Source organism: Profundibacter sp., assembly GCF_965277155.1.
Taxonomy (GTDB): Bacteria; Pseudomonadota; Alphaproteobacteria; order Rhodobacterales; family Rhodobacteraceae; genus Profundibacter.
This window is the reverse complement of the sequence record NZ_CBDIBV010000001.1, coordinates 55,770-77,801: the sequence shown is the minus strand read 5'-3', so window position 1 is coordinate 77,801 and position 22,032 is coordinate 55,770. Positions and strand designations below refer to the sequence as shown.

Below are 22,032 nucleotides of genomic sequence, written 5' to 3'. Positions count from 1 at the left end.
GCGGGTTGAGTTATGCGCCGGTCAGGCGGCTTGGTCAAGGGTTGCGTCGGCGACGGGCTGAGCGAGCGTTTCCCAGCCATCGACCTTTCGCATGACGATCTGCCCCGAGGCCATCAGAGCCCAAAGCAGCATCGGCACGGTCTCGGCGCATGGCAGCACGGTCTGGGTCTTGATGCGGCGGCGGAATTCCTCGTTCAGGCGTTCGATCGCATTTGTCGTTCTGGCCGATTTCCACTGGCCTTGTGGCAGACGCGTGAAGGTGAAAAGCTTATCTCCTGCTTCTTCCAAGCTGTCAGCGACGGCCTTGCATTTCAGCCGCCATTTTCGCAGAAATGCCTTGCGGCGGGTGGCGATTTCCTCGGGTGTTTTGGCGTAGATCATGTCGCGGTAATCTTCTGTCAACTCATCATGCATACGCTTGGGTGCCTTGGCCAGAAGGTTGCGGTGCTTGTGCACCGTGCACCTCTGGATCGGCAGATCTTCACCCCAGAGGGCAATGAGAGCGACCTCAAGTCCCGGTGCCCCGTCCACGATGACAAATTCGGGCCGTTTCAACCCGCGCGCATCCAGATCGTTGATGAACTGACGCCAGGCGGAGGTGCTTTCGCCGCCCATGTTCATCAGTGATAACAAGACCTTCTGCCCATCCCGGCGCACGCCAATCGCGGCCAGAACCGAGATATTGGTGGCCTTCCTGTCAATCCGCGTTTTGATCACGGTGCCGTCCAGGATCAGCCGCACGATGTCTTCATCCGCAAGGCTGCGGGCGCACCACGCCTGCCAGTCCACCTTCACCTTGCGCCAGGCGCGGCTCACCACATCCTTGCTGACCGCCCCCTGAAACAGGCCGAACAGGGCGCGTTTTACCCGCCGTGTGTTGGTGCCCGAAAGGTAGACAGCAGCGATCAGCGCCTCGGCCTTCTTCGTCAGCCGCTGGTAGCGGGGCAATGCCTTCGAGCGCCATTCTCTGGCCTTGCCGGCCTCGCCTGTGATCCGCGCACGCGGCACGCGCACCGTTTCGGTTCCAAATGTTCCGACCAGTTGCCGCTCGCGATGCCCGTGGCGGTATCCGGCCTTTGCCCCGCCGCTGCGGCCATACCGGCAACGGCCCAGAAACTGCTCCAGCTCCTCTTCGAAAACCGCCTCGATCGTCGCGCGGATGTTCTGGCGCAGCCGGTCTTCAATCGGGTCATAGCCTGCTTCATTGGCCAGTAGCGCGGATGTCGATGTTGCTGTATTCTTTGTCATGGCGTGATCTCCTTGGCGGTTCCAGCCGCCGGTTGGGTGGCTTCGATGCACCCGGAGATTACGCCGTCCTCGAATTTCCACCAAACTCGCGACACTACCATACCGTGCGCGGCTCGGTCCGTAACGCGGCCAAGGGCGCGCACATCCGCGAGGTGCTGAAAACACATGGGGCCGATACCAGCCGGCTAAGCTTTGTCGAACTTGACCTGATGCAGGACGCGGGTTGGGACGAGGCAATGGACGGGGTGGATTACCTGCTGCACACCGCCTCGCCATTTGTCACCACATCCCCCAAAGACCCCGATGAAATCATCAAACCCGCCCTTGAGGGCACCCGCCGCGCGCTGAACGCCGCCTTGCGGGCCAATGTCAAACGCATCGTGCTGACCTCGTCGATGGTGGCGGCCTGTCACGGGCATGAAAAATACCGCACCGCCCCCTACACCGAAGCCGACTGGACCAACCCGTCGGGCAAGGACGTGACCCCTTATATCCTGTCCAAGACCCTTGCCGAACAGGAAGCGTGGAAAATCATGGAGGCCGCAGCCAGACGCGACGACCTGACCGTGATCAACCCCGGCTTTATCCTTGGCCCGTTGTTAGAGCAGGACATCGGCACCTCGGGCGCGATCATCAAACGGCTGATGAAGGGCGAATTGCCCGGCTGCCCCCGCATCTATTTTTCCATCGTCGATGTGCGTGACGCGGCCGAATTGCACCTGTTGGCAATGCATGATTCAGCCACATTCGGCCGTCGCGTATTTGCGGCAGGACCGTCGATCGAATTCGTTGATGTCGCCAAAACACTGGCCGATGAATTCCCGGCCCACGCCAAGAAAATTCCCACCCGCCGCCTGCCCGATATCATCGTCCGGCTGGTGGCGTTATTTGACGGCGATGTGAAAAGCGCCGCGATGAATCTGGGGCGACAGCATCATATGGACATATCATTGGCCGAGCCACTGCTAGGCCGCCCATTGACCGACATAAACGAGGCCATCCGAAGCATGGGGCAATCATTGATCGACCTTGGGCAGGTTTAGGGCATGTCACACCAAATTGAATTCATCAACCGGACCCAATCTGGCGCGACAAGCCAAAGCAATACAAAGGTGAAAAGGCCAAAGGACCGCCTATAACTGCTCCAGCACCTCATCGCTGGCTTCAAAGTTGGTGGTCACCCGCTGCACGTCGTCGTCATCTTCCAGCGCCTCAATCAGTTTCATCAGCTTTTGCATGCCTTCCAGATCCAGCTCGGTGGTGATGTTCGGGCGCCATACCAGTTTTACGGTTTCAGCCTCGCCCAATGTGTCCTCTAACTCGCCCGCAACCGATGCCAGATCGGTGTCGGCTGTGACGATCACATAACCTTCGTCGGTATCCTCGACATCTTCGGCCCCCGCTTCCAGCGCGGCTTCGAATACGGTTTCCAGATCACCGGCAGATAAAGGATACAGAATTTCGCCCTTGCGATCGAACATGAAGCCGACCGATCCGGTTTCACCCAGATTGCCGCCGGTTTTGGTAAACAGCGAGCGCACCGAACTGGCCGTGCGGTTTTTGTTATCTGTCATCGCCTCGACAATCACCGCAACCCCGCCGGGGCCATACCCCTCGTAACGGATTTCATCGTAATTATCGCCCTCGCCCGCCGCCGACTTTTTAATCGCGCGGTCGATCACGTCCTTGGGCACCGAATTCGACTTGGCCTCTTTCACCGCCATGCGCAAACGCGGGTTTTTATCGGGGTCCGGGTCGCCCATTTTGGCGGCTACGGTAATTTCCTTGGACAGCTTCGAGAACAGTTTCGAGCGCAATTTGTCCTGACGCCCCTTGCGGTGCTGGATGTTTGCCCATTTTGAGTGGCCTGCCATGATGATACCCCGTCGAGTTTTCCATATTTAATGCCTCTATAAAACACGGATCACACCTGCACAACATTGCAAAACGCGCCCCAATCGGTTTCTAGTGGACAAAACCAAAGGAGCCGCGCCCGTGACCAGTGACCAGATTATCCTTTTTTCCCTGTTCGGGGCCGTGTTTGCCCTGCTGCTCTGGGGTAAATTCCGCTATGACCTTGTGGCCTTTACCGCTTTGCTGGTCGGGGTGGTGCTGGGCGTGATCCCCACCAAACACGCCTTTGACGGGTTCGGCCATCCGGCCACGCTGGTGGTGGCACTGGTGCTGGTGGTTTCCGCCGGGCTGGTACGTTCGGGGGCGGTGTTCCTGATCACCCGCACGCTGGTCGATAGTTCGCGCAAACTGGGTGCGCATATTGCCCTGATGGGCGCCATCGGCGGGGTGCTGTCGGCCTTTATGAACAACGTCGCGGCGCTGGCCCTGTTGATGCCAGTCGATATCCAGACCGCCCGCAAGGCCGGTCGCAAACCCGGCCTGTCGCTGATGCCGCTATCCTTTGCCACCATCCTTGGCGGTATGGTCACCCTGATCGGCACCCCGCCCAATATCATCATCGCCACCATCCGCGAGGACAGTCTGGGCAAACCCTTCAACATGTTCGATTTCGCACCTGTCGGCGGGGTAACCGCGATTGCTGGTCTGCTGTTCGTGGCCTTCATCGGCTGGCGTTTGATCCCGCAGGGCGATGACTCGACCGAGGCCGGCGATCCGATGGCGGATATGGCGCAATACATTGCAGAACTGACAGTGCCCGAAGACTCCAAACACATCGGCAAACGTGTGCGCGACCTGACCGAAGTAGCGGACAAAAACGATGTCGCTATCCTTGGGTTGGTGCGGGATGGCAAGCGACGCTATGGCACGGCCCAGAACGTGAAACTTCAGGCCGGAGATGCGCTGGTGCTTGAGGCCAGCCCCGACGCGCTGGACGAATTCCGCGCCGCCCTGTCGCTGGATTTTGCCGAAAGCAAACGCCAAGAGGCGCTACAGGCCGATGGCGACGGATTGCAGATCGTCGAGGTGGTGGTGCCCGAAGATTCCCGCATCAATGGCAAAACCGCGCAGGCCATCGGCCTTGGCTGGCGGCAACGCACCGTGCTGATGGGGATTTCCCGCTCTGGCCGCCGGATCACCAAACAGGTGCGCAAAACCGTGGTGCGGGCCGGCGACATTCTGCTGCTGCTGGTGCCGCAGGACAAAGCGGCGGATGTCACCGAATGGCTGGGATGCCTGCCGCTGGCCGATCGCGGGCTGGCCGTGACGGACGAAAAGAAAGTCTGGCTGGCCATCGGCATGTTCGCCGCTGCCGTGGCAGCCGCCAGTCTGGGGCTGATCTATCTGCCGATTGCGCTGGGGCTGGTTGTGGTCGGCTTTGTGCTGACCAAAATCCTGCCGCTGGCCGATATTTACGACCATATTTCATGGCCGGTGGTGGTGCTGCTGGGGTCGATGATCCCGCTGGGATCGGCGCTTGAAACCTCGGGCGGAACAGAATTGATCGCCGGTTGGCTGATCGACCTGACCGGCGGCATGCCACCCTGGGCGATCCTGACGGTGCTGATGATCGTCACCATGAGCCTGTCGGATGTGCTGAACAACACCGCCACCACCATTGTTGCCGCCCCCATCGGCATCCAGATGGCGCAAACGCTAAACGTCAATCCCGATCCGTTCCTGATGGCGGTTGCTGTCGCGGCCTCCTGCGCCTTCCTGACGCCCATCGGGCATAAGAACAACACCCTAATCCTAGGCCCCGGTGGCTACAGCTTTGGGGATTACTGGCGGATGGGCCTGCCGCTGGAAATTCTGGTGGTTGCCGTCAGCATTCCGGCGATACTGGTGTTCTGGCCGTTGTGACAATTGTTTCTGATTACTTTTAAGAATAATGCTCGCTCATTAAATGCTTTCGGCATCAATCCACATCTTGTGAAACGCCCTACTAAATACTACTATGAGGGGAATTGCAAAACAGCTATGGAATTATAAATGTCGAACTATACTCGAGTCTTTGAAAACTCTGTTTTTCTTGACCAATGGCAAAGAATCTCTGAATTATTAGATGCGATTGACGACAGCCAATTTGACACAGGTTTCAAAGAAAACCTCTTAAGATTTAGGAAGGCATACAAATTCATTGACGGGTTAACTCAAAACATTGACCCCGACTATTTGGAGTAATGCCCGAAAGTTGGTGATGGGGTGATTGGGTGGCATATCATGGCGGTGTTGACGCGCCGCGATTCTCAGAGAGAAAAGGATATGCCACAGGTAGTGTCGCGAGTTTGGTGGAAATTCGAGGACGGCGTAATCTCCGGGTGCATCGAAGCCACCCAACCGGCGGCTGGAACCGCCAAGGAGATCACGCCATGACAAAGAATACAGCAACATCGACATCCGCGCTACTGGCCAATGAAGCAGGCTATGACCCGATTGAAGACCGGCTGCGCCAGAACATCCGCGCGACGATCGAGGCGGTTTTCGAAGAGGAGCTGGAGCAGTTTCTGGGCCGTTGCCGGTATGGCCGCAGCGGCGGGGCAAAGGCCGGATACCGCCACGGGCATCGCGAGCGGCAACTGGTCGGAACATTTGGAACCGAAACGGTGCGCGTGCCGCGTGCGCGGATCACAGGCGAGGCCGGCAAGGCCAGAGAATGGCGCTCGAAGGCATTGCCCCGCTACCAGCGGCTGACGAAGAAGGCCGAGGCGCTGATCGCTGCTGTCTACCTTTCGGGCACCAACACACGGCGGGTAAAACGCGCCCTGTTCGGCCTGTTTCAGGGGGCGGTCAGCAAGGATGTGGTGAGCCGCGCCTGGCGCAAGGTGAAGGTGGACTGGCAGGCGTGGTGCGCCCGCAGCCTTGCGGATGAAGACATCGTGCGGCTGATCCTGGACGGCACCGTGATCAAAACGCGGATTGACAGGAAGGCCACCAATATCTCGGTTCTGGCCGCGATTGGCGTGCGCCGGGATGGGCAGAAGGTCTTGTTATCACTGATGAACATGGGCGGCGAAAGCACCTCCGCCTGGCGTCAGTTCATCAACGATCTGGATGCGCGCGGGTTGAAACGGCCCGAATTTGTCATCGTGGACGGGGCACCGGGACTTGAGGTCGCTCTCATTGGAGCTATGCCCAAAAGTTGGTGACGCAGTAATCAGGCGGCATGTTTTTCCTGCTTGATCCCGTCCTTAAATTCAACCCCTTCGATGATTTCCGGCAATCGGAATGCGCCGTCGAGTTTACGCCATTTCTTCTTTGCCGACATCATCAGGCGGAAGGTCATTGCCAAGGCGGTCTTGCGCCCGAGGCAGCCTTTGGTCTTCTTCGTTCGGTGCCGCACGGTGGCAAATATGCTTTCGATGGGGTTGGATGTGCGGATGTGTTTCCAGTGCTCGGCAGGGAAGTCGTAGAAGGTCAGCAGCACGTCCCGGTCCTTGGTCAGCTTCCCCACGGCACGCTCGTATTTCACGCCATAGGCTTCGATGAAGAAATTGAACGCGGCCTCGGCGTCCCGTTTGTTCTCGGCCATCCAGATGTCCTGTAGATGGCCCTTGGCTTTGGCTTGCAGCGACTTCGGCATGGCATTCAGGACGTTGCCGGTTTTATGCACCCAGCAGCGCTGCTCCCGGGTCTCACCGAACACCTCCCGCAAGGCGTTCCAGAAGCCGAGCGCGCCATCACCAACGGCCAGATCAGGGGCTTTTCTGAGGCCACGACGTTGCAAGTCCAGCAGCAGTTCACGCCAGCTCTGGCTGCTTTCTCGATACCCGTCCACGAGGCCCAGAACATCCTTGTTACCCCACTCGTCCGCGCCGATGATCACCAGCATGCATTGCTTGTCAGCATCCGTGCGCGGCTTGAAATAAACCCCGTCGGCCCAGAAATACACATAGCGTTTGGCCGACAGGTCACGCCGGTTCCAACGCTCGTATTCTGCCCACCACTCCGCCTTCAGGCGCGAAATCGTGCTCGATGTCAAACCACCCGCATCAGGCCCCAGAAGGGCCGCCAGTGCTTCGCCGAAATCACCCGTGGAAATACCTTTGAGATAGAGCCAGGGCAACAACTCCTCGACCGACTTTGCCCGGCGCAGATACGGCGGCAGAAGCGTCGAGGTGAACCTGATCTTCTCCGCCCCCGTGCCACGATCACGCACCCGAGGCACATTCACCGGGACAGGGCCGATCCCCGTCATCACCTCGCGCTCCGGCAGGTATCCGTGGCGAACAAGGCGCTGGCGACCGGCCGAATCCCTCAAATGCGCGTGTTGCGCCATCAGATCACAAACCTCGGCCTCGACCGCCTGTGCCAACAGATCCCGCGCGCCTTTGCGCAAGATATCCGTCAGCGGATCAGGTGAAATTCCGGCTGGATCGGTAAACTCCAAAATAGTATCGTCTTCCATGTGGCATATCCTTTTCTCTCTGAGAATCGCGGCGCGTCAACACCGCCATGATATGCCACCCAATCACCCCATCACCAACTTTCGGGCATTACTCTCGAAGCCACCCAACCGGCGGCTGGAACCGCCAAGGAGATCACGCCATGACAAAGAATACAGCAACATCGACATCCGCGCTACTGGCCAATGAAGCAGGCTATGACCCGATTGAAGACCGGCTGCGCCAGAACATCCGCGCGACGATCGAGGCGGTTTTCGAAGAGGAGCTGGAGCAGTTTCTGGGCCGTTGCCGGTATGGCCGCAGCGGCGGGGCAAAGGCCGGATACCGCCACGGGCATCGCGAGCGGCAACTGGTCGGAACATTTGGAACCGAAACGGTGCGCGTGCCGCGTGCGCGGATCACAGGCGAGGCCGGCAAGGCCAGAGAATGGCGCTCGAAGGCATTGCCCCGCTACCAGCGGCTGACGAAGAAGGCCGAGGCGCTGATCGCTGCTGTCTACCTTTCGGGCACCAACACACGGCGGGTAAAACGCGCCCTGTTCGGCCTGTTTCAGGGGGCGGTCAGCAAGGATGTGGTGAGCCGCGCCTGGCGCAAGGTGAAGGTGGACTGGCAGGCGTGGTGCGCCCGCAGCCTTGCGGATGAAGACATCGTGCGGCTGATCCTGGACGGCACCGTGATCAAAACGCGGATTGACAGGAAGGCCACCAATATCTCGGTTCTGGCCGCGATTGGCGTGCGCCGGGATGGGCAGAAGGTCTTGTTATCACTGATGAACATGGGCGGCGAAAGCACCTCCGCCTGGCGTCAGTTCATCAACGATCTGGATGCGCGCGGGTTGAAACGGCCCGAATTTGTCATCGTGGACGGGGCACCGGGACTTGAGGTCGCTCTCATTGCCCTCTGGGGTGAAGATCTGCCGATCCAGAGGTGCACGGTGCACAAGCACCGCAACCTTCTGGCCAAGGCACCCAAGCGTATGCATGATGAGTTGACAGAAGATTACCGCGACATGATCTACGCCAAAACACCCGAGGAAATCGCCACCCGCCGCAAGGCATTTCTGCGAAAATGGCGGCTGAAATGCAAGGCCGTCGCTGACAGCTTGGAAGAAGCAGGAGATAAGCTTTTCACCTTCACGCGTCTGCCACAAGGCCAGTGGAAATCGGCCAGAACGACAAATGCGATCGAACGCCTGAACGAGGAATTCCGCCGCCGCATCAAGACCCAGACCGTGCTGCCATGCGCCGAGACCGTGCCGATGCTGCTTTGGGCTCTGATGGCCTCGGGGCAGATCGTCATGCGAAAGGTCGATGGCTGGGAAACGCTCGCTCAGCCCGTCGCCGACGCAACCCTTGACCAAGCCGCCTGACCGGCGCATAACTCAACCCGCTCGGAGGTGCCTGAAATCAATTTCCACCACTTTCGAGACACAACCGTTCCTTCAACCAGAATGGTGACGCCAATGGCGGGAATGCAAATGCCAGCGAAGGCATCGGTAACTCCGGTTACGGCGGTGAAAGCAGCGGCAGTGCAGACGCCAATGGCGATGATGGTTATGCCGAAGCATACGGTGGTAACTCCGATGCAACCGGTGGATCCTTTGACGAAGTCGAAGGCGGCTCGAACAGCGCCGGAGACGGTGGCGATGGCGCAGGCGCCGGAGCAATGTCGGCAGGTCTTGGTGGACTTGGTGGCGGTTCCGGTTCAGGCGGTGACGGCGGTTCGTCCGATGCAGGCGACGGTGGTGCAGCCACTGGCGTAGGTGTTGGTGTCGGACTTGGCCTGATCGCAGCCGGGCTGGGTCTGGGTGCTGGTCAAGGTGGTGATGGCGGCGACAGCGGCGACGCTGACGGCGGCAACGGGCCTGGTGTCGGTGTCGGTATCGGTGCCGGTATTGGTGTCGCAGACGCCATGGGCGGCATGGGCGGCATGGGCGGAGGCGCTATTGGTGCCGGCGCAAGTGCTGGTGACGCCACAGGTAGAATTGCCGGTGGCAACGATGCGGCCGTTCACGGTGGCAACGGTGGTGATGGCGGCATGGCCTGGACAGGCGCCGGCGGCAACGGGACCGCTGCTGGTAGCTGGGGTTCAGGCAATGGCGATGACGGTTATGTAACCGGAACATCGGCAGCCGATGCTTCGTCTTTTGTCAACACCACAGCCTTTAACCAAAATATCGTAATGGGTGCCAATGTGCTTGGCAACTCGGTCGATATGACGGTTGTTGGCGGGTCGCTTGATTCGACTATGATTGGCGACGACGCAACCGGCTAATCAGTTTGAGCGATAACACCGGCCTGCGCGGCGGACCTCTTTCGCGCAGGCCCTTAATTAGCAATAAGGGAACCTCTAAAAATCCCCCAAAATCCGGCCTGACGGGGTAGAATCGTCATCAGGATGAAAATGATTCGACCGACGGGGTTTTGTCATGGGTCAGATGGGATTTTTTGATCTTTCCAGCCGATACGCGGGACTGGACAAATCTGGTGATCCGCTGGTGTTGCTCAACGACATGGTGCCGTTCGAGGATTACCGGGACGAGCTGAAGGCCATATGGCGCACGCCGCCCGAACAGCGCAAATCCAACGCTGGCCGCCCGCCTTGGGATGAGGTGCTGATATTCAAGACGATGGTTTTGCAGCAGCTCTACAACCTCTCTGACGATCAGATCGAGTATCAGATCCGCGACCGCCTGTCGTTCATGCGGTTTCTCGGCCTTGGCATTGAAGACAGCGTACCTGACGCCAAGACCATCTGGGCCTACCGTGAAAGGCTGGCCGGGGCCGGGAAGATGAAGGAGCTGTTTGACAAGTTCGATGCCTTTCTGCGCGAAAAGGGCTATCTGGCGATGGGCGGGCAGATTGTTGATGCGAGCATCGTTCCGGCGCCGCGCCAGCACAACAAAAGGGACGAGAACGAGAAAATCAAGGCGGGCGAAACGCCTGAAGAGTGGGAGGAAAAACCCCACAAGAAGCGCCAGAAGGACGTGGATGCGCGCTGGACGAAGAAGCACGGCAAGAGCTATTACGGCTACAAGAACCACATCAATGTCGACCGGCGGCACAAATTCATCCGCGCTTATGATGTCACCGATGCCGCCGTGCATGACAGCCAGGCGCTTGCCGGTCTGATTGATGCGAGCAACACCTCATCGGACCTGTGGGCCGACAGCGCCTATCGCTCGCAAAAGATCGAAAGCGAGCTGGAAGAGCGGGGGCTTCACAGCCATATCCATCACAAGGGCAGGCGCGGCAAGCCGCTTGGCGAGCGCCAGCAAAAGGCCAACCGGAGGCGCTCGAAAGTGCGGGTCCGGGTCGAGCATGTATTCGCTTTTCAGGAGCGCTCCATGGGCGGCAAGCTGATCCGCTCCATCGGCCTGAAGCGGGCGCGATTTCGCATCGGGATGATGAACCTGGTCTACAACATGAAGCGCTTCGTCCAGTTCGAATGCGGCCTGGCGGCGCCGGGATAAGGGTTCATGGGGTGAGGTGTGCCTGAAATACCCAAAACCGGCTTGAAACCGGTGAAAATGGGTTTATGATCCGAAGCAATCAGGCGGGACAGGCGAAAAACCGTCCACCCCGCCGCGAAGAAGGCGAAAACGGGAATTTACAGAGGTTCCCAATAAGATACCGGATTTTCATCGTGGCCATGGGCAAGCCACTGATTTACCTCATATTTGCAGGACACGGAAATGGCCTTTGACGACAAATCAGAAATCATTGCGCATTTTATTGGTATATTTAACACCAATACCGAAGCCGCCCGTTTGCGTTCGGATTATGACAAATTCCGCGCCGAGGTTAAGAAGACCGATGGACCCAATGACCTGATGAATATCAACGTCAAGGTGACCAGCCCTTTTGCGGAAACCGGTTTCCAACCGGGTCTGAACATTAATAACAATTCATATTCTGCACAGATCAACGTCGCATCCCCCGCCCATTCACTGCAAGACGCCGGGGTGAAGGCGCTGAACATTCAGAAAATTGCTCTGGGCACCCTGCCCGATCTGCCTCTGGCTTCGCAGATTGGCGGCTTTGGTGTCTATAGTTTCACATATTTCCTTCATCCCCCTTCTTCAGTTGCCACGATAAATATCCAGCAAAACCTGCTGGTTGACGATGATGTATTTGCCAACGTAGATCTGGGTGTCGAATTTGTTGACCCGTCCGTATTTCACACCGCGGTAAATGAGCTGGCGAACACCGCCGAGAGTTTACAGATCGTCCAAATTCCGGATCTGCCGGAAAACGGGGACGCCATCGCGCAAAATGCGCTGACCACAGTTGAAGCACTGGCCACAGCGACAGCCCCTGAAATGGAGGGTGCCACGATTGATCTGGCGCATGGGCAGGACGCCGTTGGAATTGTTGAAAATGGAAATGCCACAAACGAAGTCAGCAATCTGAAAGACGCCATGCCCGCAGTGAAGCAACCACATGAAAGCGTGGAAACTCAGGATGATACCCCCGGGCATGTTGTTAATACCGGTGGTTCGACGATGGTTAACCAAGCAGTTGTGACAACCAACTGGCTGGACGCCCCCGTAATTGCAGTGATGGGCGATTATGTTTCTGTCAGTGCCGTTGGCCAGGTCAATGTCTGGAATGATACCGATACGACAAACATTGCAGCAGGTGCAGTGATCTCGTCTACAACTCACGGACTTAACAGTTCGACGATCACCACCGTTGCCAATGCCGTCGCTGAAAGCGGATATACAGGAGGGCCTGAAACCGTCATCGTCACACGGATTGAAGGGAATGTGGTCAATGTGAACTACATCCAGCAATATAATTTTGCCTATGACAATGATGTCGTCAGCGTCACCTTTTCAGCGACGGAAACCTATCTTGAACTGTCGGACAACACGCTGGTCAATATTGCCGACCTGGTCGAGCTTGGCTTTCAGTATGATCTGATCGTGATTGGCGGCGACATGATCGATTTGCGGGTGATCTCGCAAACCAATGTTCTGCTGGATACCGACAGCATCCATGTCGAAGGCAGCTTCTCAGGCAATATTGACGGATCCGATAACCTGCTTTGGAACGAAGCGCTGATTTATCAAAGCGGTATAAATACGGTCGAGGATATGCCGGATTTTTACGCCGACACGGCATTTACGCTTGAAAGCGGGTCGGACGATGTCGACGAAGGTGTTCTAAACGACGAAGCGATGGATGGAACACAGGTCCTGCGGGTTCTGTATATCGAAGGTGATTTGCTGGATGTGCAGGCAATCGAACAGGTCAACGTTATGGGTGATGCCGATCAGGTCGCCTTGGCCAGCGAAACCATCCAAAGTGCGGATGGTGCAAATATCGAGGTCATTACCGGCTCGAATGCGCTGATCAATGTTGCGTCGATCATAGATTTAGGAATTGATTCAACCATTTACGTTGGCGGTGACCAATATTCGGACGCCATGCTGTATCAGGCAGGGTTTGTTTCAACCGAGGATCCTCTGGTTGTCAGAGATACGTCCGGACTGGCCAGCGAAGCTGTGCTGTTTTTGGCCGACGACATGATCGAAGCCCCGCAAACCGGCAGCGATGCAGATATGACGCCGGTTATATCGAGCGAGCCACCTTCTGATGTGATGCAGTCGGTCTTGGCCTAGAAAATAAACGGGCAGGAAAGAAGGGCGGAACAGTGAAAGATACAAATGAATATCCTGTGGATGGCGGCGAGGAAATACCAACAGTATTTCGCAGCAGCCGTGCCAGAAAAGCGCTTCGGCTAACCCCCGATCAACGCGTCAATGATACACCGGACACTGCCCGCAAGGGCGGGGATAGCAGCGATGGGGGTGCAGGCAAAAAGCTGGGCACCACAATCAGCGGCAAGGCCGGAGTTCCAGCTGCTGGTACGGGTGGCGGTGGTGGCGGCGACAACCGCAAATTTCACAAGCGCACCGATCCGGCCGGTTTTGAAACCAATCTGAAACGCGGCATCCGCGCTGTTCGACGCAACCTGTTTCTGGTTGGCCTGTTCACATTGGCCACAAATATTCTGGTCCTGTCGATCCCGATCTACCTGTTCCAGATTTCCGACCGCGTTTTGACCAGCCGGTCGCTGGACACATTGCTGATGCTGACCTCGGTTATCATCGGGGCGGTGATCCTGCAGGCCATTCTGGATGCCGTGCGCCGGTTTATTCTGATGCGCACCGCGGTTGAAGTGGCGGTTCAGCTTGGCTCGCCGATCCTGAGTGCCGCAGCACGGGCGGCTTTGCACAGCTCGGGCCGTGAATACCAGACATTGGGCGACCTGCAGCAATTGCGCGCCTTTCTGGTTTCGGGAACGTTGCTGTCCTTTCTGGATGTGCCATTTGCACCGTTATTCATTATGGCCATATTCATGATCCACCCCGATCTGGGGTATATCGTTGTGGTCACGGCGCTAATCCTTCTGGTGATTGCCATCGTGAACCAAAAGATAACGGCCAAACCCTTTGCCCGCGCCAATATGCACCAGTCCAAGGCAAACCTGCATCTGGACTCGATGTCGCGCAACAGCCAGATCATCAACGCTTTGGCCATGATCCCCGAGGCCGTTTCCATCTGGGGCCGTGACACCGCCGCATCGCTAAAGGAACAGGTGCAGGCGCAAGACCGCAACATCATCGCCTCGGCGGTTTCCCGCGCCGTGCGCCTGCTGACGCAAATCGGCATGCTGGGTTGGGGCGCCTACCTGTCCATTCAAGGCGAACTGACCGGCGGGATGGTGATCGCGGCCTCCATCATCGCGGGCCGCGCACTGGCCCCAATCGAAGGGTCCATCGAGGGCTGGAGCCACTTCCTGCTATCGCGCAGTGCTTATGACAGGATTGCAAGCTTGCTGCGCTCGTCCCCACTGAACCACGAACGGTTGATCCTGCCCCGCCCCGAAGGTCACCTGAGCATCGAACGCCTGTTATTCGTTCCGGCAGGCACTAAAACCGTTGTGTTGAACGGGTTCAGCTTTACGCTACAACCGAGTGAATCCCTGGCCGTGATCGGCAATTCGGGCGCAGGCAAAACCACGCTTGGCAAAATGCTGGTTGGTTCGATCCTGCCCACATCGGGCTGTGTGCGGCTGGATCTGATGGACCTGCGCAACTGGGATCAGCGCCAGCTGGGCGAAAACATCGGCTATCTGCCACAGGACGTGCAACTGTTCCCCGGAACCATCAAGGACAACATCGCCAGAATGCGCCGCGATGTGCCGGACGAACAGATCCACAAGGCTGCCGTTCTGGCCGATGTCCATGAAATGATCGCCAGTTTCCCGCAAGGATACGAGACCATCGTTGCCGCAGATGGTGCGCCCCTGTCGGGCGGGCAAAAACAACGCATCGCACTGGCGCGTGCCTTCTTTGGCAACCCGCGCATGCTGGTTCTGGACGAACCAAACTCGAATCTGGACACCGCTGGTGATCAGGCCTTGGCCCGCGCCCTGAAACACGCGAAATCGGAAAACATCACGGTTGTGGTTATCACCCAGAAACCGTCGCTATTAAGCGTGGTGGACAAGATCATGGTGATGGCAGGCGGCAATATCGCCATGTTCGGCCACCGTGTCGAAGTGCTCAAGGCCCTTGCAAAACGCCAGAAAGAAGAAAGCAGCGGACAGATTACTCACCCGTGATCCAGTTGCCCAAACAGGAATAAAACAATGTCGGAACTGCAACTATATGAACAACCCATGGACTGGTACGAGGAAGTTCCCCGCCGGGTAAACCGGATCGGCCTGTTCGGCCTGATGCTGATGCTGGCCGCATTTGGCGGATTTGGATACTGGGCCTTTCGCGCACCATTGGCGGCAGCGGTGATCGCGCAGGGCAGTTTCGTTGCAACCGGCAGCAACAAGGTGCTGCAACATCTGGAAGGCGGGATCATCAAGAAAATCCTTGTGGCCGAAGGGGACCATATCGAAGCGGGCCAGACGCTTGTGCTGCTGGATGACACCGCCGCCAAAACCCGCAAAACCGAACTGGTGCTGCGTCTGGCGCGACTAAGGGCGATCAATGCCCGCCTGTTGGCCGAATACCAGGGGCTGGACAACCTGCCATTTCCCGATGACCTTCTGTCACAGGCCAGTGATCCCAAAGTGGCCGAAATTATCGATGGCCAGCGGATCAACTTCAGCATGTCCAGCACCAAAAAGGCCAACGATATCCGCCTGATAGAAGCCAACATCAAGGCGCTGGAACAACGCATCAACGGCTATTCCATCCAGCGTGACACCCTGCAAACCCAGATCAATATCCTGAACGAGGATTACACAGCAAAAAAGGAACTGTTTGACAAGGGTCTGATCCGTAAACCGGAAATCAACGCCTTGCTGCGCGCCCAGGCCGAAGGCGCGGGGCAAATCGCCCGCCTGACCGCCGAAATCGAGGAAAGCACAACCCTGATCGGCAAATACGAACGCCAGATCGACCAGACAAAACAGGCCTATTATCAGGCTGCACTGGATGAAATCCAGTCGGTTCAGGCGGAAATGGACAGCGTCACCGAAAAGGTTCTGAACGCCACTGATATTCTGCGGCGTACTAAAATTGTCGCGCCTGTTTCGGGCACCATTCTACGCCGCTACTACAATACATCCGGCGGCGTGATCGCTGGCGGCAAACCCATTCTGGAAATCCTGCCCGAAGGGGCCGACCTGATCGTCGAGGTTTTGGTCAAGCGCACCGAAATCGACAGTGTCACCATCGGCCACGAGGCCACGGTGCGTCTGGTCGCCCTGAACCGGCGCACCACGCCTGTGCTGTATGGCAAGGTGTTTTATGTCTCGGCCGATGCCCTGCCCGACAAAACCGCGACCGGTCGTCGCCGCGAGGTCTATCTGGCACGGGTCAGCCTGTCGCCCGAACAACTGGCCCGCGTTCCGGGATTTACACCAACACCCGGGATGCCCGCCGAGGTATTGATCAAAACGCAGGAACGCACGTTCTTCCAGTATCTGACCAAACCGATTGTAGATTCTATGTCGCGGGCGTTTCGCGAGGATTAGAACGTGAAATATTGCTGTGCCTGCCCAGCCCATAACGCAGGCACAGCCCGATCACCACCAGCGAAATCAGCAGCCACAACCCGCCCCACATCATCGTCGCCCCGCCAAACCGGTCCGCCAGCATATAGGCGTCAGAGGTGGTCCCACTTTTTTGACCAGTCAGCAGCCAGTTTAAGATGGATCAGGGTTTCATTTAGGCTGCCAAACTCATTGGTTTTGTTTTTCTGTCATAGGCTTCATCCGGGGTCAATATTCCGTGGGTGGAATGCGGGCGCTCGGTGTTGTAGTAAGCCAACCATTTCCCGATCCCGGCGCGGGTCTGCGAACCCGTTTCAAATGCGTTGAGGTAAATGCATTCGTATTTCAAGGATCGCCAAAGCCGCTCGATCATCCGGTTATCGACCCAGCGACCTTTGCCATCCATCGAGATTTTCACGTCGGCTTCTTTCAGCGCCTGCGTCCATTCAAACCCGGTGAACTGGCTGCCCTGGTCGCTGTTCATGATATCGGGCTTGCCGTATTTGGCCATAGCCTCTTTCAGGGCTTCAACGCAAAAATCTGCCTCCATGCTGTTTGACAATCTCCAGCTCAAAACCTTGCGGCTGTGCCAGTCCATGATCGCGACCAAATAGAGGAACCCGCGCTGCATCGGAATGTAGGTGATATCTACGCACCACACATGGTTTGGACGATCAATCGTCAGGTCTCGCAGCAGATACGGGTAGATCTTATGCTGCGGATGTTTCTTGCTCGTGTTGGGCGTCTGGTAGATCGGAACCAACCGCATCAGCCGCATCAAACGGCGGACCCTGTGGCGACCACACTTGTAACCTTGGCGCTGCATGTGCCGGGCCATTTGCCGTGATCCATACCACGGCGTCTGCAAGAATTGCTTGTCGATTATTGTCATGAACCGCAAATTTTCAGCACTTTCGCCTTTTGGCTGGTAATACAGGTTCGAGCGCGCCAGAGAAAGTAGCCCGCATTGTCGTCGCACACTCAGATCATGCTCACGGCTCACCATTTTTTGCCTCGCTTCCCGAGCAACTGTTGCGAGGCGTTGGCTAAAAAATCCCGTTCCACGACCAGCTGACCAATCTTGGAGTGCAGCTTCTCAATCTGGGCTTCATCAACCCGATCAGGATCACGGCCCCGTCTGGAAAATGCCGTGGCCATGTTTTCAATCGCTGCTCGTTTCCATGTGCCAATCTGGGTTGGATGCACACCATACTTCTTCGACAGCTCCGCCATCGTCATTTCCTCGCGGATTGCTTCAAGCGCAACGCGGGCTTTGAATTCGGGAGAATGGTTCTTTCGTTTCGTCATTTTGAATCGTCTTTCTCATAAGTCGATCCACCTTAACAACTGGTCCGAATTTCCGCGACCACCTCTGTCCGAGCGCAATTCAGAGCGCGCAATCGTGTCGCTGAAGATATCCATCGGCACATAGATCATGCTGGTCAACCCGACCACCCGCAACACAAGGTCATTCACATCGCGTGACAAAAACCGCGCAGCAACCAGCATCAACACGCCCCCGCCGACAATAAAGGCCAGCGCAAATCCATCGCGGATATACAGTGCAGCGATCAACAGCATAACCACCCCCAGCCCCGCCATCATAATCCGGTCGGCATGGCTGCGCACCGCCCCCAGAAACAGCAAAACCCCGATCAGCAATGACCCCAGATACCCCGCTGACATCTGTAAAAACACATTGCCCCCGCGCGTCACCGTCGTGCCGCCCATTTGCGGCGAAATACTGATACTATCAACCGATCCGCCAGTTAGCCAGGCAGCCAAAGCATGGCTTAGTTCATGGAAAAACACGATCAGGATTTTCAGCGGAATGATGACGGGGGTGAACCACAGCAAAAGGATCGCGACCGTGATAACAAGCATTTGCCAATGTCCGCGCACCACCTTCATAGCGGCCACATGAACGGAATGATCAGGCTGGCCAGCAGCCCGACCGACAGATTCAACGGAATCCCCACCCGCATAAAATCGGTAAACTTGTATCCGCCGGGACCATAGACCAGCATATTCGTCTGATAGCCGATCGGTGTTGCAAAGGATGCCGACGCCGCCACCATCACCGCCACCACCAAAGGCCGCGCATCTATGCCCATTTCGGCGGCCAGCCCGATGGCAATCGGTGTCACCACCACCGCAACGGCATTGTTGGACACCAGCTCGGTCAGAACCGAGGTCAGCAGGTAAATCGCCCAGACAATCAGGAACGGCGGCAAGGCCCCCATATAGGGCGCCAGCGTCCGCACAATCAGCGCCACAGCGCCTGATGCCTCAAGGGCCGCGCCAATTGCAAGCATCGCAAAAATCATCGCCAAAAGGCGACCATCGACAAAGGAAAAGGCCTCGTCCGCGTCAATACATCGGGTCACCAGAACCAGTGCCACCGCCAGTATCGCCAGCAGGAATATCGGTGCCACGCCAAGTGCGGCCAGCCCCACAATCAACAGCAATGACAACACCGCAATCGGTGCATGTGCGCGGCGAAACGCGCGGGCCGACGGGTGGGAAATATCGACCAGCCCCATATCTGCCGCCAGCCGCTGAATATCCTCGGGCGCGCCTTCCAGCAGCAGGGTATCGCCGACCTGCACCACCAGATCATCCAGCTGCCCGCTGATGTTTTTATCCCGCCGATGCACCGCCAGCACATAGACGCCATAGCGCCGCCGCAGCCGCAAATCGCCCAGTTTACGCCCGATCATCTTGCCCCTCGGCGTGATCAGCACCTCGACGGTTTTGGTCTCGACCGCGCTTAACTGATCCACCCGTTTCAGGCTTTTGTTGCGCTGCAATGACAGCAATTCCGTCATCGCCGTGCGCAGAACCACGCGGTCCCCGACCTGCAAGGTCACATCCTTCAGATTGCGGCGCAAGGATTGGTCCCCGCGCAAAACGTCGATCAACCGCACCCCGTCGCGTTTGAACAATTGCACGCTCAAAACCTCGCGCCCGATCAGATCGCTTTCCGGCGGAATCGCGGCTTCGGTAAAGAATTTCATGCGGGATTTATCGGACAAAAGGTTCGCCAGACTGTCCCGGTCCGGCAACAGACGCGGCGCGATATAGCGCAGGTAGATCATGCCCCAGATCACCAGAATGATGCCCAGCGGCGTGACCTCGAAAATCGAAAACGCCTGCATCCCGTTGGCCCGCGCCACCCCGTCCACCAACAGGTTGGTCGAGGTGCCGATCAGCGTCAGCGTGCCGCCCAGAATTGCCGCATAAGATAGCGGAATCAACAGCTTGCTGGCTGAAACATCCATCTTTTTGGCCAGTTGCACAAAGACGGGGATCATCACGACGACGACCGGCGTATTCGATACCACCGCACTGGCAACAACCACAAATGCCATCAAGGCCCCGATCGCCACAGCGGGGCGCGTTTGCGCATTTCGTTCGGCAATTTTGGTGAACCAGTCCAGCGCGCCGGTGCGCACCAAAGCCCCCATCACGATAAACATCGCCGCAATGGTCCAGGGAGCGGGGTTTGACAGAACCTTCAGTGCGTCGTCATAGGGCAATATCCCCAGCGCCAGCAACACCGCCGTGCCAGCAATCGCCACCACTTCGGTCGGGAACACCTCGCGCAGGAACAACACGAACATACCGGCCACCACCAGCAGGGTGATCACCGCCTGCGCGGTCGGGGAAAAGGTAAACAGCGTCATTTCCATGTGCCGAGTGTCGCCCAATCAGGTCGCTTTGTCACGCGGCTGCACCAGAAAAATTCCCAACAGCATCAGCGCCATCGCCAGCCAGACAAACCAGGAATAACTCTCGCCCAGAAACACCATCGATATCAGCACACCAAACAGCGTCACCAGATACGCCACCTGCGCCGAAAACACCGGCCCCGCCTTGCCGATCAGCCAGACATATCCGGCATAGGCGCTCCAGTTGATCACCGAGGCCGCAAGGATCGCCCAATCCGGCGCGCCCCACGGATGCAGCGGGCTGATAAACTGCCCCGACCCCAGCGCCAGCGGTATCGCCAAAGCCAACCCGATCACCGACGCCCCGAACAGGATCTGCAACGCGTCCAGCCCGCGCGCGCCATACCAGGTCAGGAAATTTCCCTCGCAACCATATAAAAACGGTGCCATCGCCGCGACCAGCACATAGATCACCCTGGTGCCTTCGGGCAGGCTTGTCTCCGGCCCGATCAGCAAAACCACCGCCACCGCACCGCAAAAGGTGCCAAACAGCCGGATCAGTGACAGTTTTTCAAACCCCAGCATCAGCGCAATCGGCATGGAAAACAGCGGCACCAGCGCGATGATCACCGAAATGATGCCCGCTGGCAGTTCCCGCGCAGCCGTAATGGAAAACCAGTTCGGCACCACCGTGCCCATCAGGGCAATGCCCAGAAACAGGATGAAATAGCGCGGCGCCAGCGTTAACCGGCGCCCCCGTAATACCGTCAGAACACCGGCAAGCAACAACCCGACCAGCATTTGCCAGACCAGAATGCCGAACGGTTTATATCCCGTGGAAACGGCCACCTTGGACAGCGGAAACACCGCCCCCCATGCCGCGCCCATCAGGACCAGCACCAGATAATACAGCATTGATGGCTTCACCCCGTTGGCCCCGATTGCTGCAACCGCCCGCCGACACGCACCATCTGCACATCAACCGCCTTGCCGCTCTTGTCATCGGTTTCCACGAACAGGCCCGATAGCGTCGCCTCGCCCTTGGCCGGCTGGAACCGTCCCTTGCCCATACCGGTAATAAAACGGCGCAGGGGTTCTTCCTTGTCCATGCCGATCACCGAATTATAGTCGCCACACATCCCCGCATCGGCCTGAAACGCACATCCTTTGGGCAATATCTGTGCATCCCCCGTGGGCACATGGGTATGCGTGCCAACCACCATGCTTGCACGCCCGTCGCACCAATGGCCCATGCCCATCTTCTCGCTTGTGGCTTCGCAATGCACATCCACCAGAATAGCCTGCGCCATCCCGCCCAGCGGGTGCGCCTTCAACACAGTTTCAATAGCAGAAAACGGATCATCAAACGGGCGCTTCATAAACACCTGCCCCAGAACCTGTGTCACCAGTATTTTGCGCCCGCGCGCATCCGAAAACAGCCGCGCGCCCTTGCCCGGTGCGTTCTTGGCAAAATTCAAAGGCCGGATGATGCGCGGTTCCTGATCAATGAATGTCAGCATATCGCGCTGGTCAAACGCATGATCGCCCAGCGTGACACAATCCGCACCGGCCTCGAGCAACCCCTTGGCGTGTGCGGCCGACAACCCGGCCCCGTTGGTGGCGTTTTCACCGTTCACCACAACGAAATCCAGCCGCCAGTCGTCGCGCAGCCCCTTCAGCCGTTCCGCCACAGCATTACGCCCCGCGCGGCCGACCACATCCCCTAAAAACAGAATTCTCATATGTCTTGCCTATTGCGCCTACCCTGC

Annotated in this window: 17 protein-coding genes and 1 pseudogene; 10 read left to right on the top strand and 8 right to left on the bottom strand. The window is 57.7% G+C overall.

The genetic code is table 11. The annotated features are described in order from the left end of the window. Positions 1–21: 21 nt before the first annotated feature. A complete protein-coding gene (locus ACQY4M_RS00370) occupies positions 22–1,248 on the bottom strand; it encodes an IS256 family transposase (protein WP_428539582.1) in 1,227 nt (408 codons plus the stop codon). Between ACQY4M_RS00370 and ACQY4M_RS00365 the strand changes: the two genes are divergently transcribed. Further along, the gene (locus ACQY4M_RS00365) at positions 1,221–2,291 is read left to right on the top strand and encodes an NAD-dependent epimerase/dehydratase family protein (RefSeq protein ID WP_428539371.1); all 1,071 of its coding nucleotides are present in this window, start codon (positions 1,221–1,223) and stop codon (positions 2,289–2,291) included. The genes ACQY4M_RS00370 and ACQY4M_RS00365 overlap by 28 nt on opposite strands. Before the next feature lie 90 nt (positions 2,292–2,381). Here the strand turns inward: ACQY4M_RS00365 and ACQY4M_RS00360 are convergent, their stop codons facing one another. Beyond that, positions 2,382–3,122 (bottom strand): YebC/PmpR family DNA-binding transcriptional regulator, encoded by a 741-nt coding sequence (locus ACQY4M_RS00360; RefSeq protein ID WP_428539367.1) that lies wholly within the window; start codon positions 3,120–3,122, stop codon positions 2,382–2,384. Positions 3,123–3,243: 121 nt separating this feature from the next. Between ACQY4M_RS00360 and ACQY4M_RS00355 the strand changes: the two genes are divergently transcribed. Continuing rightward, positions 3,244–5,025 (top strand): SLC13 family permease, encoded by a 1,782-nt coding sequence (locus tag ACQY4M_RS00355; RefSeq protein WP_428539364.1) that lies wholly within the window; start codon positions 3,244–3,246, stop codon positions 5,023–5,025. 509 nt (positions 5,026–5,534) lie between these two features. After that, positions 5,535–6,290, top strand: a pseudogene (locus tag ACQY4M_RS00350) (IS256 family transposase); the annotation flags it as partial. A 29-nt stretch (positions 6,291–6,319) separates the two neighbouring features. On the opposite strand, the gene ACQY4M_RS00345 reads toward ACQY4M_RS00350, so the two are convergent. Beyond that, positions 6,320–7,570 carry an IS256 family transposase gene (locus ACQY4M_RS00345; protein WP_428539230.1) on the bottom strand — a complete coding sequence of 417 codons (1,251 nt, stop codon included), beginning with the start codon at positions 7,568–7,570 and terminating at the stop codon, positions 6,320–6,322. 140 nt (positions 7,571–7,710) lie between these two features. Here ACQY4M_RS00345 and ACQY4M_RS00340 point away from each other — a divergent pair, with 140 nt between their 5' ends. The 7 genes from ACQY4M_RS00340 (at position 7,711) to ACQY4M_RS00310 (ending at position 16,574) form a co-directional block, all read left to right on the top strand. Further along, entirely contained in the window at positions 7,711–8,937 is a 1,227-nt protein-coding gene (locus tag ACQY4M_RS00340; RefSeq protein ID WP_428539582.1) for an IS256 family transposase, read from the top strand. Between the two features lie 296 nt (positions 8,938–9,233). Beyond that, positions 9,234–9,842: a hypothetical protein gene (locus ACQY4M_RS00335; RefSeq protein WP_428539361.1), complete on the top strand. Its 609-nt coding sequence runs from the start codon at positions 9,234–9,236 to the stop codon at positions 9,840–9,842. 154 nt (positions 9,843–9,996) lie between these two features. Beyond that, positions 9,997–11,040: an IS5 family transposase gene (locus ACQY4M_RS00330; protein ID WP_428539227.1), complete on the top strand. Its 1,044-nt coding sequence runs from the start codon at positions 9,997–9,999 to the stop codon at positions 11,038–11,040. A gap of 65 nt (positions 11,041–11,105) precedes the next feature. Further along, on the top strand, positions 11,106–11,273 hold the full coding sequence (locus ACQY4M_RS00325) for a hypothetical protein (RefSeq protein WP_428539358.1): 168 nt from the start codon (positions 11,106–11,108) through the stop codon (positions 11,271–11,273). Continuing rightward, a complete protein-coding gene (locus ACQY4M_RS00320; protein WP_428539355.1) occupies positions 11,263–13,194 on the top strand; it encodes a hypothetical protein in 1,932 nt (643 codons plus the stop codon). Before ACQY4M_RS00325 ends, ACQY4M_RS00320 begins: the two co-directional genes overlap by 11 nt. A gap of 32 nt (positions 13,195–13,226) precedes the next feature. After that, positions 13,227–15,203 (top strand): type I secretion system permease/ATPase, encoded by a 1,977-nt coding sequence (locus ACQY4M_RS00315; protein ID WP_428539352.1) that lies wholly within the window; start codon positions 13,227–13,229, stop codon positions 15,201–15,203. Positions 15,204–15,230: 27 nt separating this feature from the next. Further along, positions 15,231–16,574, top strand: coding sequence for an HlyD family type I secretion periplasmic adaptor subunit (locus tag ACQY4M_RS00310; protein ID WP_428539349.1), 1,344 nt, complete (start codon positions 15,231–15,233; stop codon positions 16,572–16,574). Between the two features lie 193 nt (positions 16,575–16,767). Here ACQY4M_RS00310 and ACQY4M_RS00305 read toward each other — a convergent pair. The 5 genes from ACQY4M_RS00305 to ACQY4M_RS00285 all read right to left on the bottom strand — a co-directional run bounded on the left by ACQY4M_RS00305 (position 16,768) and on the right by ACQY4M_RS00285 (position 22,005). Then, positions 16,768–17,900, bottom strand: a protein-coding gene (locus ACQY4M_RS00305) for an IS3 family transposase (RefSeq protein WP_428539245.1) whose coding sequence is annotated in 2 segments (ribosomal slippage) — positions 16,768–17,648 and positions 17,648–17,900 — 1,134 coding nt in all. Because the reading frame shifts where the segments join, the coding sequence is not laid out codon by codon here. 15 nt (positions 17,901–17,915) lie between these two features. Then, positions 17,916–18,476, bottom strand: coding sequence for a M50 family metallopeptidase (locus ACQY4M_RS00300; protein WP_428539346.1), 561 nt, complete (start codon positions 18,474–18,476; stop codon positions 17,916–17,918). A 23-nt stretch (positions 18,477–18,499) separates the two neighbouring features. Then, entirely contained in the window at positions 18,500–20,278 is a 1,779-nt protein-coding gene (locus tag ACQY4M_RS00295; RefSeq protein WP_428539343.1) for an SLC13 family permease, read from the bottom strand. 24 nt (positions 20,279–20,302) lie between these two features. After that, entirely contained in the window at positions 20,303–21,178 is an 876-nt protein-coding gene (locus ACQY4M_RS00290; protein WP_428539340.1) for a DMT family transporter, read from the bottom strand. A gap of 8 nt (positions 21,179–21,186) precedes the next feature. Next, positions 21,187–22,005 (bottom strand): TIGR00282 family metallophosphoesterase, encoded by an 819-nt coding sequence (locus ACQY4M_RS00285; RefSeq protein ID WP_428539337.1) that lies wholly within the window; start codon positions 22,003–22,005, stop codon positions 21,187–21,189. Positions 22,006–22,032 lie beyond the last annotated feature (27 nt).